The sequence below is a fragment of the Microbulbifer sp. MCCC 1A16149 genome, assembly GCF_050368945.1.
In the GTDB taxonomy this organism is placed as follows: domain Bacteria; phylum Pseudomonadota; class Gammaproteobacteria; order Pseudomonadales; family Cellvibrionaceae; genus Microbulbifer.
On the sequence record NZ_CP185959.1, the window covers coordinates 289,793 to 305,993 of the forward strand.

The window sequence follows — 16,201 nt, forward strand, 5'->3', positions numbered from 1 at the left end:
TGCGGTCCCCGTTATGAATATTTCCAAAGCCGAGTATGCCCGCCGCCGGCAGCGCTTGATCGAAGGCCTGGATAGCAACAGCCTCGCCATTGTGCCCGCCGCCCGCGAACAGCTGCGCTCGCGCGATACCTATTTTCCGTTTCGCCAGGACAGTGATTTCTTTTATCTGACCGGTTTTGATGAACCGGAGTCCATGCTGGTACTGGTACCGGGGCGCGCTCAGGGAGAAACACTGCTGTTCTGTCGCGAGCGGGATGCGAAAAAAGAAATGTGGGACGGTCCGCGCCTGGGGCCGGAGCGCGCCGCGGAACACTGCGGTCTGTGCGATGCATTTCCCATTGGCGACCTCGACGATATTCTCCCGGGCCTGCTGGAAGGACGGGATTTCATTTACTACACCATGGGACGCTTTCCGCAATTGGATCGCCGTCTGCAGGGCTATTTACAGGCTATCGAGCAGGCCCCCGGTGGCGTGTCTGCTGCGAAGGGTAGAGCCCCGGAAATGGTCAGCCTGGATCCACACTTGCACGACCTGCGCCTGTTCAAGAGCGCGGCGGAGATCCGCCTGATGGCGCGCGCGGCGGAAATCAGTGCGGAGGGGCATCGGCGCGCCATGCAGCGCTGCCGCCCGGGAATGTACGAGTACCAGCTGGAAGCGGAGCTGCTGCATTCCTTCGCCCTGGCCGGTGCGCGCGAGCCCGCGTATCCGAGTATCGTCGGTGGTGGCCGCAATGCGCTGGTGATGCATTACATCGCCAATAACGCCGCTTTGAAAAATGGCGACCTGGTGTTGATCGATGCCGGTTGTGAATATCGCGGATACGCGTCGGATATCACGCGTACCTTTCCCGTGAATGGTCGCTTCAGTGGACCGCAGCGGGCGGTGTATGAAATTGTGCTCGCCAGCCAGCTGGCGGCGATCGATAAAATTGCCGTTGGCAACGATTGGGATCAGCCACACCTCGCCAGCGTGGAAGTGATTGTGCGCGGCCTGAAAGATCTCGGTCTGCTGCAGGGCGACCTGCACGGGCTCATCGAGTCCGGCGCCTATCGCCGTTTTTACATGCACCGGGTCGGGCACTGGCTGGGCATGGATGTGCACGATGTGGGCGACTACAAGGTATATGGCCAGTGGCGCCAGCTGGAGGCCGGCATGACCATGACGGTGGAGCCGGGAATTTATATTGCCGCGGAGGATGCCGGTGTTCCGGAAAAATTCCGCGGTATCGGTATCCGCATCGAAGACGATGTGGCGCTGAACAAAGACGGACCGCAGGTCCTTTCTGCCACGGCGCCAAAAACTATTGCGGATATCGAATACCTGATGCGCGAGGGCGATCTGGTCCAGGAGGCGCTGTTATGACCTCGATTGAACAAACCCCCGATAGTCGGCAAACGGATATCGCGATTGTCGGCGGCGGAATGGCCGGTGCCTGTCTGGCGCTGTTGCTGTCGCATCACTGCCCGGAATTGAAAGTCTCCCTGCTCGAGCGACACCCGCTGCCGAACAGCGATGCCGTGCTGAACTTGCCGAGTTTTGATACCCGTGCCACCGCCATCGCCGCCGGTAGCCTGCAGATATTTGAACAACTGGGCCTTTGGTCGCAGCTGCGCGAATACGCGGCACCGATTGCCCGGGTACAGGTTTCGGACCGCGGGCACACCCTCGGCGCGAGTCTGCATGCCGGACGCGAGGTGGCGGCGAGTTTTGATGGCATGCTCGGGGCGGTGATCGAAAATGCCGCCCTCGGACCACTGCTGCATCGCGCCCTGGGCGATACCGATGTGGAGGTGCTGGCGCCGGCGGAAGTGGCACGTGTGACCATGAACGAACAGGGTGCGAGTATCGTCTGGCGGGATGGGGCTGACGCGGAGCGCGTGCTCGCTACACGCCTGCTGGTGGTTGCCGATGGCACCGGCTCGCCGCTGTGCCGCCAGCTGGGGATAGCCAGCGAAGAAGTGGACTACCACCAGCAGGCGCTGGTTACCACCGTCGGTCTGCAGCGGGACCACGGCGGTGTGGCCTACGAGCGCTTTACCGATTCCGGCCCCATGGCCCTGCTGCCGCTGCCCCGGCGCGACGGTATGCACCGCGCAGCGCTGGTGTGGACCGGCGAACCGGGCGAGATGGAGCATCTGGCGTCGCTGCCGGAGGCGGAATTTATCCGTCACCTGCAACAGGCATTTGGCTGGCGTGCCGGACGCTTGGTGCGTGCCGGCAAGGTACAGGGCTACCCGCTCAAGCTGTCCCTGGCGCGCGAGCAGGTACGGCGCGGTGTGGTGCTGGTGGGTAACTGTGCGCACTTCCTGCATCCGGTAGCCGGGCAGGGCTTCAACCTGACCCTGCGCGACTGCGATAGCCTCGCTCGAACCATTGGTCGGGCAATGGCAGAGAAAGGCACGGATTTCGGGCAAGCCGGCCCCGGCGAGCTAGACTTACTTGAGGCCTATTGGCGCGAACGTCAACATGACCAGCAGCTGACTATCGGTTTCAGCGACCGGATTCCACCCCTGTTTGCCTCCCGCAGCCTGCTGCTCAGTGGCCTGAGACAGGCGGGGATGCTCGGTCTCGCCCTGGCACCGGCCCTGCGGGCAGGGTTTGCCAGACAAGCGGCGGGACTTGCGCTGTAAGCACACTATAACGGTGCAGCTGTACCGGCCGTGGATCTGCGGCCACTCAATCAAATTTTCCGGGGAGCAACTGCCTATGAACAGACAGCGGATGGACGTAACCATCGTCGGAGGTGGCATGGTGGGGATGGCGCAGGCGGCAGTGCTGGCCGTGCGACACCCGCAATTGCGTATATCGCTGCTGGAGGCATCCAATGTGGACCCGCAGGTGCGCGAGGACAGTTACGACGCGCGGGTGGTTGCACTTACCGAGGCGTCCCGTGCACTGCTGGAAGAGGCAGGTGCCTGGCAGCGGATCGCGGGCAAGCGGGAGTGTCCCTACACCCAGATGCGCGTCTGGGACGCGGAAGGAACTGGCTCTGTGTGGTTTGACTGTCGCGATGTGAAGTTGCCGAATCTCGGCCACATTGTGGAAAACAGTGTGATCCTGGCCGCCCTGCGCGAGCGTATTGAAGAACTGAACAATGTGGACCTGGTTACCGGGTTCAAGCTGGAAAGCTGGTGGCGGGATTGCGGTCTCTGGCACCTGCAGTCGCGCAGCCCTGACCGGGACGCAGTGGAGGGCCTCGACAACCAGTCGCCGGTGTTGACCACGCGCCTGTTGATCGGCGCCGACGGTGCCCGCTCACGGGTGCGCGATCTGCTGCGCATCCGCACCCGGGATGTGGAGTATCAACAGACCGCACTGGTATGTGTGGCCCGCTGTGAGCAGTCACACCAGTCCACCGCCTGGCAGCGCTTCCTGGATACCGGTCCACTGGCGTTCCTGCCGCTGGCGGGGCTCGGTGATGATCGTCACTGTGCGGTGGTGTGGTCCGCGGACGACAGCCTCGCCCGCGAACTGGTGATGCTGGATGACAAGGCCTTTGCCCTGAACCTGGAGAAGGCTTTCGAAAGTCGCCTCGGCACCATTGAATCCGTCAGCGAACGTTTCTCCTTTGCCCTGCGTGCGCGCCATGCGGAGTCCTATTTTGGCCCCGGCGCGGTGCTGATCGGCGATGCCGCCCACAGCATTCATCCGCTGGCCGGGCAGGGGGTCAACCTCGGGTTGATGGACGTGGCGGTGCTGAGCGAGGAAATCGATCGCGCACTCAAGCGGGATATTTCCCTGGCACACACCTCGGTGCTGTCCCGTTACCAGCGCCGTCGCCGCGGGGAAAACGCGGCAACGTTGAAGGCCATGAGTACCTTCAAGTCCCTGTTTGGCGCAGGCGACCTGCACTGGCGCTGGTTGCGCAATACCGGCCTGAGTATGGTGGACGCCAGCCCGCTGCTGAAAAAACGGATTATCATGCGCGCCATGTCGGTGTAGCGATCACGTCTCGTCGTCATCGCACTGTAACCTCGAAAACGCGGCAACCCTGCCGCGTTTTTTGTGTTCCGGGAGCTGCCGGAATCCCGGCGGGAAATTTGATAGAGTCGCGCGTTCAAACTTTTTGCTTTTTACCCGAGTAGGCCCGCGTTTGAGTAACTGGATTACCGTTTGTGAATTTCCGCTGAATAAAGACCTGTCACCGGTGGCGGAATTTATTCGCCGCCATCAGTTGCCCCTGCGTATCAGTGAGGAAAACAACCTCCAGCGGGTTGCGAGCCTGGCGCCGCAATTGGTGGAGCCGATGAAACAGCTGCTCGAGCGTTGGCAGGCGGGCGAAGTGGATCTCTCGCAGATTCAGGTACACACCTACGACGAGAGTGCGCCCGCACACGCAGAAGCCGGGGATGCCGAACAGCCCGTGCAATCGGAGCCTGGTGAAGTTGATCGCGAAACGGCCGAGAGTCAGGAATCTGATGCCCAGGCCATGGCGCCGCCATCGGTCATTCCGCAGTGGCCCCTGCGGCAGACACCGCTGAGTATTATTTTGATCGCCCTGTGTTTTATCGGTTGGTTGATGTTGCGCCAGGGCTGGGCAGAGCCGCTGGTGATTTTCCCGCAGAAACCGGGCGACTTTGACCTGTCCAGCTCGTCCCTGGCCTGGCATCTGTCGCGGGGAGAGTTCTGGCGCCTGTGGACCCCGGCGATGGTGCACTTTTCGCTGCCGCACGCGCTGTTCAACGCCCTCGGGATCTGGATTATCGGCCGCGCCCTGGAGGCGCGTGCGGGCACCCTGTGGTTTGCGGTACTGGTATTGCTGAGTGCGCCAGCGGCCAACCTGGCCCAGTATGTGTGGGCGCCGCAGAACCTGTTTGGGGGTATGTCCGGTGTGGTATACGCGTTGATCGGGGTGGCGTTTGTGATTCAGCGCTGGCAGCCGGGCTGGCGCGACGTGCCGCCGCCGCTGGTATGGCTGGCGGTCATCTGGCTGCTGGTGTGCATGATCGGCGTGGTGGATTACTTTATTCCCGGTGGTATCGCCAATGCCGCGCATATCGGCGGCTTTGCCGCGGGCCTGTTGCTCGGGCTGCTGTTCTGTAGCGCAGGCGGCGCGCGGCGCTATTTTTCAGACACTCGCGCGTCTGCACAAACCAAAACCACCGCCTCCCGCAAAGAATTCTGATCGCCCATGGTTCTGCTGATTGTTTACGTTCTTATCGCACTGGGTTTTTCTTTCCTGTGCTCCATTGCCGAGTCGGTGATACTCAGTGTTACCCGCCCGTATGTGAGCCTGATGGAGCGTGAGGGGCATAAGTCCGGGCGCCTGCTGCGCAAGCTGAAGGACGATATCAACGCGCCGCTCGCCGCAATTCTCACCCTCAATACCGTCGCGCACACCGTGGGTGCCGCCGGTGCCGGTGCCCAGGCCGCGGCGGTATTTGGCAACCATTATCTCGGTATCGCCTCTGCGATACTTACCCTGCTTATCCTGGTGTTTTCCGAGATTATTCCGAAAACCCTGGGCGCCGTTTACTGGCGACAACTGGCTCCGGTCACTGCCTACGGCTTGCGCTATCTGGTGATTGTCCTGAAACCTTTTGTATGGCTGTCGAACTGGTTGACCCGGGGGCTGGCCCATGGCCCAACCCTGACCGGATTCAGTCGCGAGGAGTTCGCGGTGATGGCGGAGATCGGTGAAGCGGAAGGGCAGCTGGAGCGGCACGAATCCAGCATTCTGCACAACCTGTTTTTCACCCTGCGCGACCACACCGTGCGCGAGGTGATGACACCGCGCACCGTGGTGTACTCCCTGTCCCAGGAGTTGACCATTGAGCAGGCCTACGAGCCGGTGGAAAAAAGCCGTTTTTCCCGTATCCCGGTTTACGAAAAGGACGATCCCGACCTGGTAGTTGGGTTTGTGCTTAAACAGGACCTGCTGCAGGCCTATGCCCGCGGCGAGCGCGACGAGAGCCTTCGCAGCCTGCGACGCGATCTGCTGATGCTGCCGGAAACCGCGGCGATTTATCAGGTATTCCACAAGATGCTGTCACGACGGATCCAGATCAGTGCCGTGGTGGACGAGTACGGCAGCCTGGAAGGGCTGGTTACCCTGGAGGATATTCTCGAAACCCTGCTGGGGGAGGAGATCGTCGACGAAGCGGACAAAACCCCCGATCGCCAGGAGCTGGCCAAGCGTCTGTGGCGCTGGCGCTCCAAGCGCTACGGACTGCGGGTGGACGAATCTGCGCAGCGGGAGCAGGCGGGCGAAGAGCCCCAGGATCTGCTGCGGGAAACAATCCAGCGCCAGCTGGACGAGGTGGAAGGCGCTTCACGTGGACATGATGACAGCGCCGAGGGAGATTCCGAAACTCCCGGTGATAAAGGCGATAACAGCGGAAAAAATAGTTGAGTTCATTGTGCAGCGGGCATCTGGCGGCAAGAGTGACCTCAATTCCCTATCGATTCATCGCAATACACTTGAAAAAGTGGCGCAGTGCGCAGATAACAGTAACAACGGAGTAATAAAGGTCAGCCCGGCTGATCGCGGTAACACTCCCATAATTTTGTTTCTGCCCTAACCTAGTCAGTGAGACCGTAGTGCGCGTTGGAATCCTGCTGATACTGCTGCAATCTGTGTTGTTCTGTGCCGAAGGTCGCACGGAAGCGCAGACTGTAGATGTACAGTCTGCACAGACTCTGGTCAGTACCCTGATTGAAGGGGGAAGCGAGCCGCAGGAGCAACCGGACTCCAGTGCGGTAGCCACCGCGACACCGGTCAAATTTGCAGGCGCCAAGCCTGTCTCCTTTTTTCTTCAACAGCAGTTCTCACCTTCTGCGGCGCTCGCCGCTTATCCCATCCGCGGGCCACCCGCCCGGCAATAAATTCCCGTTATCGAAATTGGCACCGATGGCTTTCCGCTTTGCTATCGGTGCCAGCCAAATCATTTGGTCGCATGCGCTACCGACAACGGCCGCCTGCGTCTGAAAAAAGAGAATTATTGCCATGAAAAAACTGGAACTGACCCCGTTACAGGATTCCGACAAGCTGGTTTTCCCGGAAGAGTTTCACGAGCTGAGTCTGGACTCGCCGGCGCTCAAATTTGTCACCGACTTCAAGAAACATCACCCGGCCGTGCTCACGGCATCGATGTCTGCGCTGGATGCTGCCCAGGTGCTGCGCACCGGACATCTTTCCTGGGTACTGGTGATGGACCACCGGGGCGATTTTATCGGGTTGCTGACCGCTGAAGATGTGTCCTACCAGCGGGTCATGCAATTGGTGGCTGCCGGACACAGCCGCGGGGAGTTGGCCGTGGGAGACCTGATGCGTCGCCGCAACCAATTGCAGCTACTGAACCGCGATCAGCTGCGCGGCGCGTCTATCCGCGATGTGCTGGAAGCGATGCGGCGCAGCGGGCAGCGTCACTGCCTGGTGGTGGATACGGATCAGCACCATGTGCGGGGTGTGATCAGCGCCGAAGCGGTGGCCGCGCGCCTGAATATGGAGTACCCGATCGATACCCCGGAAAGCTTTGTTGAGTTACTGCGCGCAGTCGCTGCGGTGCACTGACCGCACTTAACCGGTTTGTTTGCGTTGACCCAGCCTTTAGCGGGGCGGGTCGACGGTTTCCCCGAGGCTGTTATTTACCCGGAACCAGCCGGTTACGCTGTAGCGCGGCCGGTGGCTGGTGAGCACCTCGTGGGGAAATTCCTCGGAGAGGAAAATCACCATCTGTCCGAATCGCGGTGCGACTTTCTCGATCACCGTATCGCTGTCCGGAGCGTAGATCTGCAGTTCGCCGCCGTCCTTGGGCTGCCAGTTCGGGGTCAGGTACAGCACGGTACTCACCACCCGGTTGGTGCCTCCCTTGAACGCATCCATGTGCTTCTTGTAATAGCTGCCGCGATCGTAGCGGGCGTAATGGCATTCGTAGTCAAACAGCCCGAGAAACAGGCGTCGGTTCAGCCCCAGGCGCAGGTTTTCCGCCCAGCTCAGGTAGGCGGACACTGCCGGGTTGCTTCGATCCAGCCAGAAAATCTCATCCGTGCGCACAAACTGGTTCAGCTGGTGCTCCTGTTCTCGGCCGATACCGGCGGTCTGGAAGCGTGCGCGGTCAATGGAGCGGAAGTGGCGCAACAGCGATCCCAGCAGGGCGGGCGGCAGAGGTGCGGGCAGGACAATGTAGCCGGTTTCACGCAGGGCACTGGCGATCAGGTCGAGAGGATCGTCGCCGTCAGGGCCGCGCACCCAGGAGTTGTCCACGGGGAGTTCCGCGTGGGGAAAAGCAGCGTTCAATCAGGTGGATTCCGAAAGTGGCTGCGCGGGGGAGGCTATCGGGCGCAGCGGGTTGGTGTGGGCGGCTTTTATACCGCCGCCCGCGTCGCCGCGCCAGCAAATTCTGTGTGGATTACTGACCCAGGGTGAGATCCCAGCCAGTAATCAGAATGGTCACTGTCACCGCCCCGATCAGCAGGTTCATGGGAATGCCCACTTTCAGGTAATCGGAGAAACGATAGCCGCCGGGACCGTACACCATCAGGTTGGTCTGGTAGCCCAGCGGAGTGGCGAAGCTGGCGGAAGCGGCCATCATCACCGCGAACATAAAGGGTTCGGGGTTCAGGCCGGCGCTGGCAGTAATCTGCAGCACGATGGGCACCATGATGATGGCGGCCGCATTGTTGGTCACCATTTCGGTGAGCATGGAAACGCACAGGTAGACCAGGATCAGCATCAGCCAGGGATGGCCATAGGAGAGCGAGATCACGCCTTCCGCCAGCATGGCGGCGACACCGGTTTTCTGCAGTGCGACGCCCAGGGCGAAGGAGGCGGCAATGGTGATCAGTACCGGCAGGTCGAGGCTTTTCTGTGCCTGGTTCACCGAGCAGCAGCGGGTCAGCAGCATGGCGCCAGCGCCAATCAGGGCGGCGTTGAGCATGCTGATCAGCCCGGTACCTGCCGCCAGCACGATGGTAATCAGGATCAGCCAGGAGGTGAGGCCTCGCTCGTGGCGGGGGCTTTCTGCCTCCAGATCATTGATTAGCAGGAAGTCCTTGCTGTAGCGCTGGCGCAGCACGAAACCGGGGCGCGCTTCCAGCAGCAGGGAGTCACCGGCTTTCAGTTTGATACTGCCGAGGTTGCCCTCGACCCGCTGGCCTTCCCGCGCCACCGCGAGTACCGCGGCGCCGTAGCGTTTGCGGAACTGGGCATCGCGAATACTGCTGCCGATCACCTCGCAGTGCGGGGAGACCACCACCTCCACCAGGCGGCGTTCCTCGATACCGGTAGTGAGCGCGGTATCCTCGTCGTGGTGATCCGACGGCACTATGCCGCGCATGCGCAGCAGGTCGGAGATCGCCTCGGTATCCCCGGCGAACACCAGGCGATCACTGCCGCGCAGTTTCTCTCCGGAACGCACCGGGGTGATGATGCGGCCGTCGCGCTCGATCTCCACCAGATAAACCCGACGCAGCCCCCGCAGCCCGGCATCTTCCACGGTCTGTCCCACCAGTGGGCCCTCGCTGTCGATGGCCACCTCCAGGGTGAACTCCCGCAGGTTACCAAAGGGCTTTTTCTCGCGGCGGTCCGGCAGCCAGCGGGGGAAGAACAGCAGCATGAAGGCCACGCCCACCAGTGCGGCGGGCAGGCCCACAGCGGCGATGGAAAACAGGGAGAAACCCTCGTTGCCGGTGATGGCCTGGTACTGGCCATTGACCACCAGATTGGTACTGGTGCCGATCAGGGTCAGGGTGCCGCCGAGGATGGCGCCGTAGCTCAGCGGAATCATCAGCTTGGAAGGGGCGATATCAATCCGCTTGGCCCAGGCGTTCAGCGCCGGGATCATGGTCGCTACCACCGGTGTGTTGTTGAGATAACCGGACAGGGCCACCACCGGTGCGAACACCCGCAACATGGCCGAGCGCACCGTATTTGGGCGCCCCAGCAGGTGTTTCACCATCATATCGATGCCACCGGACGCGTGGATACCGGCGGCCACCACGAACATGGCCGCCACCGTGATCAGCCCGCTGTTGCTGAAGCCGGACAGGGCTTCGGCCGGGGTGAGAATACCGCTGACACTCAGCAGGGTGAGCGCGGCCATCATCACCATAAAGGCCGGAATCCGGGTGAAGATCAGTGTGGCCAGTACGGCGAAAACAAGAAAAAGGGAAAACCAGCCGGACCAATCCATAGTAGAAAGCGTTTATTGGGGACAGATGACGGCTAAAGCTACTGCAAACCCTTTAGCACCAAAAGTGATTTTTTCGCATATTTATATAGCCTTGCTACAAATAGGGGAGCGATTCCGGGGCAAAAAGTGCGCGCAGACTGCTCCATAAGCGTTGCCGGGTAAAATTTTTCACTGCGGCTGCTAGTCTTTGCAGAGTATTGGCATCTGGTATCTGCCATTGCCGGGCCGTTAGAATACGCGGCTTTGCCGCCTGCCACCGTCTACCGGATTGACGGTTTGCAGTTCGCGCCTTCACTCAGTTTCAAGACACGGGATTCAGCACAGAATGGGAAACAAAACCGCGCTTTACGATGCCCACGTTGCCATGGGCGGCAAAATGGTGGACTTCGGTGGCTGGGACATGCCGCTGCACTACGGTTCACAGCTGGAAGAGCACCACAAGGTACGTCAGGGCGCGGGTATGTTCGACGTATCCCACATGACCGTGGTGGACGTGGACGGTGATGGCGCGCGAGATTTTCTGCGCACCCTGCTGGCCAACGATGTGGCCAAGCTGGACGGCAACCCCGGCAAGGCGCTCTACACCGGCATGCTGAATGAAAAAGGCGGTGTGGTGGACGACCTGATCGTATACCTCCGCGACCCCGGCTACCGTGTAGTGGTCAACTGCGCTACCCGGGAAAAAGACCTGGCGTGGATGAACCAGCAGGCCGCCGCTTTCGACGTGACCCTGACCGAGCGCCCGCACCTGGCGATGATCGCGATCCAGGGGCCCGATGCCATCGGCAAGGTGAAGGAAGTGATGGGCATCGACTGGGCCGCGGCCATCGACGGCCTCAAAGTATTCAACAGTTTTGCCCGTGACGACTGGTTTATCGCGCGCACCGGCTACACCGGTGAAGATGGCCTGGAGATCATGCTCAACAACGATGATGCTTCCGGCTTCTGGCGCGCGCTGGCCGATGCCGGCGTCGCTCCCTGCGGTCTCGGTGCGCGGGATACCCTGCGTCTGGAAGCGGGTATGAACCTGTACGGCCACGAGATGGACGACGATACCTCGCCGCTGCAGGCCAATATGGCCTGGACCATCGCGTGGGAGCCGCAGGATCGCAAGTTTATCGGTCGCGAGGCGCTGGAGCAGGAAAAGGCTGCGGGCGTTGAGAACAAGCTGGTTGGCCTGGTGCTGGAAGAGCGCGGTGTTCTGCGCGCCGGGCAAGAGGTTGTGGTGGACGGCGAGGATCGCCGCGGTATCATCACCAGCGGAACTTTCTCCCCCACCCTGGGCTTTTCCATTGCCATGGCCCGGGTGCCGGTGAGTGTGGGCGACTCTGCACAGGTCGAGATGCGTAAGAAGCTGATCCCTGTGCGGGTGGTAAAACCGAGTTTTGTGCGCAACGGCAAGTCTCTGGTGTGAGGCTGCCTGCGGGCCACTGGACTATTTTCTGAATACACTGTTTACAGCTAAGTTTGAGCTTTTTTGAGGGAAGAACCCATGAGCGAGATTCGCAGCGAACTGAAATACGCCTCCAGCCATGAATGGGCGCGGCTGGAAGAGGACGGCACCGTAACCGTGGGCATCAGCGATCACGCCCAGGATGCGCTGGGTGACGTGGTATACGTGGAAACCCCGGAAGTGGGCCAGACCCTGAACGCCGGCGAAGAGGCGGGTGTGGTTGAGTCGGTCAAGGCTGCCAGCGACATTTACTCCCCGATCTCCGGTGAAGTGATTGCGATCAACGAAGCGCTGGAAGACGAGCCGGAAACCGTGAACTCCAGCCCGTACGACGACGGCTGGTTCTTCAAGGTCAAGCCGAGCGATGAGAGCGAGCTGGACAAGCTGCTGGACGCGGAAGCGTACAAGGCGGAAAGCGACGAGGGCTGATCAGCGCCTCTCTTTCCGAAACAAAAACGCCGGGCATTGCGCCCGGCGTTTTTGTTTGTGCGGCAGCAGTGCCTCCACAAGATATTCTAGAGATCCCCAAAGGGGTCAGGTATCCGAACTGGCCTCAGCCTGCTGCGGTTGCACCAGCCCGCCGATCCCCAGATCCTGTAAATACCCGCGCAGCTTTTCCTCAATCTGCTCCGGGCACTCCATTGTCAGTACCTGCTGGAGCAGGCGGTCGAGATCCGATTTTTTCACTTCCCGCAGCGCGGCCTTGACCCGCGGCAGGTTGGTGGCGTTCATCGACAGAACGTCGTAGCCCATCGCCACCAGCAGCAGCGCACCACCGGGATCGCCGGCCAGCTCGCCACAAATACCCACCTTGGTACTGGTCTCGTGCCCGGCGGTAACTACCTGCAGCAGTGCTTGCAGCACTGCTGGATGGAAACTGTGGTACACGCCGGCAACGCGGCTGTTATTGCGGTCTACCGCCAGCAGGTACTGGGTCAGGTCATTGCTGCCCACGGACATGAATTCCACCCGCTTGGCCAGCTCGCGCGCCTGATATACCGCTGACGGCACCTCGATCATGATGCCGAGCGGCGGGCGCTGGATCGCGTAGCCCTCATCCACCAGTTCATCGTAAGCCCGGTCCACCAGTTTGCGCGCGGCTTCCAGCTCGCCGACACCACTGATCATCGGCAGCATGATGCGCAGGTTGTCGAGCCCAAGGCTCGCCTTCATCATCGCGCGGACCTGGCCCAGGAAAATCTCCGGGTGGTCGAGGGTCACGCGGATACCGCGCCAGCCGAGGAACGGGTTGGTTTCCTCGATCGGGAAATATGACAGCGCCTTGTCGCCGCCGATATCCAGGGTGCGCATGGTCACCGGGCGCGGCGCAAAGGCCTGCAACTGTTCGCGATAGATTTCCCGCTGTTCCTCTTCCGAGGGGAAGCGGTCGCGCAGCAGGAAAGGGACTTCGGTGCGGTACAGGCCAACGCCCTCGGCGCCGCGCTCGAGCGAGCGCACCACGTCGGCCATCAGTCCGGTGTTTACCCACAGCCGCACCCGGTGGCCGTCGGCGGTCTCACCGGGGAGTTTGGCCAGATGATCCAGGTTGCGCGCGAGTTCGCGCTCTTCTTCCACAATCGCGTCGTAGCGACGCTTCAGTTCCGGGCCGGGATGAATATGCAGTTCACCGCGGTAGCCGTCCACCACCAGCTCGACGCCGTCCACCTGCTCCCATGGCAGTTCCTGGACGCCCATTACCGCCGGTACCCCCATGGCCCTGGCAATGATGGCCACGTGGCTGTTGGAGGACCCCTTGATGGAGACCAGCCCGGCGAGCTTTTCCCGCGGCACGTCTGCCAGCACCGATGCGGTCAGCTCCTCGCCGACCAGCACGGTATTGTCCGGGTACTCACGCAGGCTCAGTTCCTGCTGGCGCAGGTGCATCAGTACCCGCGCGCCCAGGTCGCGTACATCGGCGGCGCGCTCGCGGAAGTAGGAGTCGGACATGGCTTCGAAGCGCCGCACATGCTCCAGCATCACCTCTGCCCAGGCGCGGCTGGCGGTCAGTTGCTGGCGGATGCGCTCGCACACCTCGACGGCGATGGAGTTGTCGTCGAGCATGCTGATATAGGCATCGAAGAGCGCGCGCTCCTCTTTGTTCAGGTCGTTCTTCAGGCGTTCGCCGACATCCCGGATTTCATCCCGCGCTGTGGCCAGGGCCTGGTGAAACAGCTTCAGCTCACCCTCGACGTCCATGGTGCAGGCGAAGGGCACGGTGGCGAGGTTGGCGGGTGGCGCAACGATATGCGCGCGGCCGATGGCAACCCCGGGAGACGCGGCGAGACCGGTGAACTTTGTCTCGTTGCGCTGCTGGCCCATGTTGGCCAGGGCCCCGGTGGCTTCCGCGTGGGCGATAACGCCGGCAAGCTGTGCGGAAAGCGTGACCAGGAAGGCCTCTTCGCCCTCGTCAAAGCGCCGCCGCTCGGTCTGCTGTACCACGAGAACGCCGAGCACGTTGCGATGGTGGATGATGGGGGTGCCGAGAAAGGCGGAGAAACGCTCCTCGCCGGTGGCGGGGAAGTACTGGAATGCGGGGTGAGCCTCGGCGTGTTCGAGGTTGATGGGCTCTTCGCGGGTGGCGACGTTGCCCACGAGGCCTTCGCCTGGGGCCAGATGTACCTGGCCAACGGCGTCCTGGTTCAGGCCTTCGGTGGCCATCAGCACATAGTTGCCGGATTGTTTGTCGCGCAGGTAAACCGAGCACACCTTGGTTTCCATTACCTCCCGCACCCGCCGGACAATGATGTTCAGCGCGGTGGTGAGATCCCGGGCGGTGTTGACTTCCTGAACGATGCTGCGCAGTGATCCGAGCAAAGTGGCTTCCTCGCCGTATTCTTCCACCCCCGCCCAATTGCGGAGGCTGTCACTGGCCGTGTCGCGCTCTGTGGTTGCCGGATTTTTCCTCGGCAACTGCGCCGGGCTGCTCCCGGTGCAGGCACAGATTTACTGGTCGCGTTTCAGCCAGCGTCTTTCCAATTGTAATTGCGTGGGCGCAAGCTCTGTAAGCGCACGCCGGTAAACCTCCCGTTTGAAGGTCACCACCTTGGTCAGCGGGTGCCAGTAACTCACCCACCGCCAGTGATCGAATTCTGGCTTGTAGCCGTTTTCGAAACTGATGTTGCTTTCTTCGGCGTTCAGCTGCAACAGGTACCATTTCTGCTTCTGGCCGATGCACAGCGGCTCGGAGCGCCGCCTGACCAAGCGTTGCGGCAGCCGGTAGCGCAGCCAGCCGCGGGTGCTCGCAAGCAGGGTAACCTGACTGCGGGTCAGGCCGACCTCTTCGTAGAGTTCGCGATAGAGCGCATGCTCCGGGGATTCGCCGGGGTTGATGCCGCCCTGAGGGAATTGCCATGCGTCTTTGCCACCCACCCTGCGTGCCCACAGGGCCTGACCGCGCTCGTTCAGGACAATGATGCCGACGTTGGGCCGGAAGCCTTCACTGTCGATATTGCTATCGTTGTCCGAAGTCGTACCAGATTTTTCCGCACCCGACTTGCGGGGGCCTTTTCCGCCGCCGGATTTGTCGTTGCGCGCGGAAGATCTGGCGGGTCTGCGGCGGTTTTTACGCCCGGCTGGAGTCTGCTTGCCGTCGCCCAAAATGCCGTCCTCAAATTTGCCGGTGCGTTACCAGAGCGGTATTGGATACCTGACGCACCATAATGTTCTGCATTGTTCCACAGCGACTGAATTACGGCAATTCGGTGACATCGGTCGGTGCAAGCTGCCACCGCAGCGGGGTAAAATCTCCCGCCTTGGAGATTGGTGAGGGCGGCTTTCCCCCGCCAGCATTACAGCGGCGACGTCGGTTTGGCGTAAAAAATGGCCGTTCGGGCAACCTGCGCGTCAGTGTTGCCTATAGTCAATAAAGGAGAATTTTGTGCAGCTGGCGATTTTTGACCTGGATAACACCCTGATTGGCGGTGACAGTGATCACGCCTGGGGTGAATTTCTGGTAACCCGCGAATGTGTGGATGGCGATCGCTTCCGCAGTGAGAACGATCGCTTCCTGCGGGAATACCAGAGCGGCAGCCTGGATATTTTCGCCTACCTGTCGTTCGCCCTGGAGCCGCTGGCGCAACTGTCCCGCGGGCAGCTGCGAAATCTGCAGCGGGAATTCATGCACGAAGTGATCAGTGACATCTGGCTGCCCCACGCGGAAACGCTGATCCAGCACCACCGGGAGGCCGGTCACCACATCATGATCATCACCGCCACCAACCGCTTTGTGGTGGAACCCATCGCCACCCGGCTGGGAGTGGACACTCTGCTGGCTACTGAGCCGGAAGAGGTCGATGGCAAATTTACCGGCCGTGTGGCCGGCGAGCCCTGTTTTCAGGAGGGCAAGGTCATCCGCCTGCAACAGTGGCTGGAACAGAATCCGCGCTATGCCAGCGGGGAGAAATGGTTTTACAGCGACTCCATCAATGATTTGCCGCTGTTACAGCAGGTTGAGCACCCGGTGGCGGTCGACCCGGATACGCGCCTGCGGGACGAGGCACTGTCGCGGGGCTGGCAGGTGATCAGCCTGCGCGGCGATAGCGAGGAATTTACCAGCGTGCTGCAGCGGTAATCGCGGCGCGGAAATCGGTCTAACTACGCACAGTTCAGGAAAAT

14 protein-coding genes are annotated in these 16,201 nt (G+C 61.3%); 10 read left to right on the forward strand and 4 right to left on the reverse strand.

Annotation, left to right across the window (positions count from 1 at the left end):
• Positions 1 to 13 precede the first annotated feature (13 nt).
• The 7 genes from pepP (at position 14) to ACONT6_RS01260 (ending at position 7,514) form a co-directional block, all read left to right on the forward strand.
• Positions 14 to 1,363: a Xaa-Pro aminopeptidase gene (pepP, locus tag ACONT6_RS01230; RefSeq protein WP_428820082.1), complete on the forward strand. Its 1,350-nt coding sequence runs from the start codon at positions 14 to 16 to the stop codon at positions 1,361 to 1,363.
• Positions 1,360 to 2,631 carry an FAD-dependent monooxygenase gene (locus ACONT6_RS01235; protein WP_428820083.1) on the forward strand — a complete coding sequence of 424 codons (1,272 nt, stop codon included), beginning with the start codon at positions 1,360 to 1,362 and terminating at the stop codon, positions 2,629 to 2,631. The genes pepP and ACONT6_RS01235 overlap by 4 nt, the downstream gene beginning before the upstream one ends.
• A 76-nt stretch (positions 2,632 to 2,707) precedes the next feature.
• Positions 2,708 to 3,943: a UbiH/UbiF/VisC/COQ6 family ubiquinone biosynthesis hydroxylase gene (locus ACONT6_RS01240; RefSeq protein ID WP_255463472.1), complete on the forward strand. Its 1,236-nt coding sequence runs from the start codon at positions 2,708 to 2,710 to the stop codon at positions 3,941 to 3,943.
• A gap of 151 nt (positions 3,944 to 4,094) precedes the next feature.
• Entirely contained in the window at positions 4,095 to 5,126 is a 1,032-nt protein-coding gene (locus ACONT6_RS01245; protein WP_428820084.1) for a rhomboid family intramembrane serine protease, read from the forward strand.
• A gap of 6 nt (positions 5,127 to 5,132) precedes the next feature.
• Positions 5,133 to 6,353 (forward strand): hemolysin family protein, encoded by a 1,221-nt coding sequence (locus ACONT6_RS01250; protein WP_428820085.1) that lies wholly within the window; start codon positions 5,133 to 5,135, stop codon positions 6,351 to 6,353.
• Positions 6,354 to 6,541: 188 nt separating this feature from the next.
• Entirely contained in the window at positions 6,542 to 6,826 is a 285-nt protein-coding gene (locus ACONT6_RS01255) for a hypothetical protein (protein ID WP_428820086.1), read from the forward strand.
• A 121-nt stretch (positions 6,827 to 6,947) separates the two neighbouring features.
• Positions 6,948 to 7,514, forward strand: coding sequence for a CBS domain-containing protein (locus ACONT6_RS01260; RefSeq protein WP_428820087.1), 567 nt, complete (start codon positions 6,948 to 6,950; stop codon positions 7,512 to 7,514).
• Between the two features lie 36 nt (positions 7,515 to 7,550).
• Here ACONT6_RS01260 and ACONT6_RS01265 read toward each other — a convergent pair whose 3' ends face one another.
• Together ACONT6_RS01265 and ACONT6_RS01270 are read right to left on the reverse strand one after the other, a co-directional pair.
• Complete coding sequence (locus ACONT6_RS01265) at positions 7,551 to 8,207, reverse strand: 2OG-Fe(II) oxygenase (protein WP_428820088.1); 657 nt, start codon at positions 8,205 to 8,207, stop codon at positions 7,551 to 7,553.
• 145 nt (positions 8,208 to 8,352) lie between these two features.
• Complete coding sequence (locus ACONT6_RS01270; protein WP_428820089.1) at positions 8,353 to 10,134, reverse strand: SLC13 family permease; 1,782 nt, start codon at positions 10,132 to 10,134, stop codon at positions 8,353 to 8,355.
• A 325-nt stretch (positions 10,135 to 10,459) separates the two neighbouring features.
• Here ACONT6_RS01270 and gcvT point away from each other — a divergent pair, with 325 nt between their 5' ends.
• A complete protein-coding gene (gene gcvT / locus ACONT6_RS01275) occupies positions 10,460 to 11,548 on the forward strand; it encodes a glycine cleavage system aminomethyltransferase GcvT (RefSeq protein ID WP_428820090.1) in 1,089 nt (362 codons plus the stop codon).
• A gap of 78 nt (positions 11,549 to 11,626) precedes the next feature.
• On the forward strand, positions 11,627 to 12,016 hold the full coding sequence (gene gcvH / locus ACONT6_RS01280) for a glycine cleavage system protein GcvH (RefSeq protein ID WP_428820091.1): 390 nt from the start codon (positions 11,627 to 11,629) through the stop codon (positions 12,014 to 12,016).
• A gap of 105 nt (positions 12,017 to 12,121) precedes the next feature.
• Here the strand turns inward: gcvH and ptsP are convergent, their stop codons facing one another.
• Together ptsP and rppH are read right to left on the reverse strand one after the other, a co-directional pair.
• Positions 12,122 to 14,401 carry a phosphoenolpyruvate--protein phosphotransferase gene (gene ptsP / locus ACONT6_RS01285; protein WP_428821469.1) on the reverse strand — a complete coding sequence of 760 codons (2,280 nt, stop codon included), beginning with the start codon at positions 14,399 to 14,401 and terminating at the stop codon, positions 12,122 to 12,124.
• 129 nt (positions 14,402 to 14,530) lie between these two features.
• Positions 14,531 to 15,034: an RNA pyrophosphohydrolase gene (gene rppH, locus ACONT6_RS01290; protein WP_181255523.1), complete on the reverse strand. Its 504-nt coding sequence runs from the start codon at positions 15,032 to 15,034 to the stop codon at positions 14,531 to 14,533.
• A 430-nt stretch (positions 15,035 to 15,464) separates the two neighbouring features.
• Between rppH and ACONT6_RS01295 the strand changes: the two genes are divergently transcribed.
• Positions 15,465 to 16,157 (forward strand): HAD family hydrolase, encoded by a 693-nt coding sequence (locus ACONT6_RS01295; RefSeq protein WP_181254341.1) that lies wholly within the window; start codon positions 15,465 to 15,467, stop codon positions 16,155 to 16,157.
• The last annotated feature ends 44 nt before the right edge of the window (positions 16,158 to 16,201 follow it).

Coding starts and splice junctions, on each gene's coding strand:
- pepP (WP_428820082.1), top strand. CDS start 14: ATGAATATTTCCAAAGCCGAGTATGCCCGCCGCCGGCAGCGCTTGATC.
- ACONT6_RS01235 (WP_428820083.1), top strand. CDS start 1,360: ATGACCTCGATTGAACAAACCCCCGATAGTCGGCAAACGGATATCGCG.
- ACONT6_RS01240 (WP_255463472.1), top strand. CDS start 2,708: ATGAACAGACAGCGGATGGACGTAACCATCGTCGGAGGTGGCATGGTG.
- ACONT6_RS01250 (WP_428820085.1), top strand. CDS start 5,133: ATGGTTCTGCTGATTGTTTACGTTCTTATCGCACTGGGTTTTTCTTTC.
- ACONT6_RS01260 (WP_428820087.1), top strand. CDS start 6,948: ATGAAAAAACTGGAACTGACCCCGTTACAGGATTCCGACAAGCTGGTT.
- ACONT6_RS01270 (WP_428820089.1), bottom strand. CDS start 10,134: ATGGATTGGTCCGGCTGGTTTTCCCTTTTTCTTGTTTTCGCCGTACTG.
- gcvT (WP_428820090.1), top strand. CDS start 10,460: ATGGGAAACAAAACCGCGCTTTACGATGCCCACGTTGCCATGGGCGGC.
- gcvH (WP_428820091.1), top strand. CDS start 11,627: ATGAGCGAGATTCGCAGCGAACTGAAATACGCCTCCAGCCATGAATGG.